Source organism: Mesorhizobium sp. M2A.F.Ca.ET.039.01.1.1 (genome assembly GCF_003998035.1).
In the GTDB taxonomy this organism is placed as follows: domain Bacteria; phylum Pseudomonadota; class Alphaproteobacteria; order Rhizobiales; family Rhizobiaceae; genus Mesorhizobium.
The window spans coordinates 1-1,717 of record NZ_RZRY01001036.1 but is presented as its reverse complement, the minus strand read 5'-3'; the positions used below and the strand labels follow the sequence as shown (position 1 = coordinate 1,717).

The window sequence follows — 1,717 nt, the reverse complement described above, 5'->3', positions numbered from 1 at the left end:
CCCAAGGGCACCGAGCCGAAGGACATCGTGTCCTTCCACCGCTCCAACGATTTCGGCCCGATCGGCGAGGAAGTGCGCGCCACGCGCGAGAAGGTCGGCGTCACCGAGATCGCCAACTTCGCCAAATACGAAGTGTCCGGCCCGGGCGCGGAGGATTTCCTCAATCGCCTGATGACGAACCGCATGCCGAAGGTCGGCCGCATCGTGCTGACCCCGATGGTTAACGAGTTCGGCAAGCTGATCGGCGACTTCACCATCGCCAAATCAGGCGAGGATCGTTTCATGATCTGGGGCTCGTCGGCCGCGCAGAAATACCATATGCGCTGGTTCGAGAAGCACCTGCCGAAGGATGGGTCGGTGCGCATCCACCGCTTCGACCAGACGCTGGTGGGTCTCTCCATCGCCGGCCCGAAATCCCGCGACCTGCTGCAGAAGCTGGTCGATGTCGACGTCTCGACCAAGGCATTCCGCTTCATGGACTTCCGCGAGATGGCGGTCGGCGGCGCGCCCTGCATGGTCAACCGCATCACCTATACCGGCGACCTAGGCTACGAAATCTGGATGGCTCCGGCCTATCAGCGCCTTGTCTACAAGGCGATCAAGGAGGCGGGCGAGGAATTCGGCCTCGTCGATTTCGGAATGCGCGCGCTGCTGTCGATGCGTCTGGAAAAGAACTTCCCGACCTGGTTCCGCGAGCTTCGCCCGATCTACGGTCCCTTCGAAGGCTCGATGGATCGCTTCATCAAGCTGGAGAAGAACGACTTCATCGGCCGCGAGGCGTCGGCCAAGGAGCATGCCGAAGGACCAAAACTGCGGCGCGTCTCCTTCATCGTCGATGCCGTCGACGCCGACGTGATGGGCGACGAGCCGATCTGGGCCAAGGTCAGCAAGGGCTATGGCACGGTCGAGAAGCCGCATGGCTACGGCGCGCCGCGCTTCGACGAAACGGGCAAGGAAGTCCGCGGCTCCAAGGCTGCCGAAGGCGCCTCCGCCGTGCGCGGCATCGTTGATGGCGAATGGCGCGTCGTCGGCTGGGTGACGTCGGGCGGCTATGCACATTCCGTCCAGAAGTCGATGGCGCAGGGCTACGTCCCTGCCGCTCTCGCCGAGGACGAAAGCGCTGGCCTGTTCGAGATCGAGATTCTCGGCCACCGCCGCCCGGCCCGCATCAATCTCGAGCCGCCCTTCGACCCGAGCGGCGAGAAGATGCGGACCTGAAGCCCCACGAATTGTTGGATCGCGCCGGTTGCTGTGGCATGGTCGATGCCCCGCTACCGGCGCATCAGCATGAGAAGACCCCCCTTGCGGCAGCTAGAGAAATGGACCGATTGGCTCTGCGATGGACAGGTCGGTCCATTCAGCGCCGCGATCGCGTCGGTCCTCGTCTACTGCCTGACGCAGATCGTGGCGATGACGCTGTTGTCCCATGTCGCGGGCACCGGCGTCGGCGTCGACGATTCCGAGCAGCTGATGGAGATGCGGTTTTTGGCCGCCGGCTACGGCAGCTCGCAGCCGCCTCTATACACCTGGCTGGCGATGCTTGCGGCCTCTGTGGTCGGAACCAGCGTCCTTGCCCTCAAGATCGTCAAATATGGCTTGCTGGCGGCGGGGCTGACCGCCTATTTCACCGCCATACGCCGCCTCGGCTACTCGAACCGCGCCGCTGCCGCCGGCATGTTCGGGCTGCTTCTGTTTCCTCAGATCTTCTGGGAAATGC

General features: G+C 63.7%; 1 protein-coding gene and 1 pseudogene. Both read left to right on the top strand.

Annotated elements, in window-relative coordinates; genetic code table 11:
- Positions 1–1,218 (top strand): aminomethyltransferase family protein (locus EOA24_RS36990; protein WP_133374854.1); only part of this gene is annotated, 1,218 nt, incomplete at its 5' end.
- 84 nt (positions 1,219–1,302) lie between these two features.
- Positions 1,303–1,717: pseudogene (locus tag EOA24_RS36985) on the top strand (glycosyl transferase family 39); the annotation flags it as partial.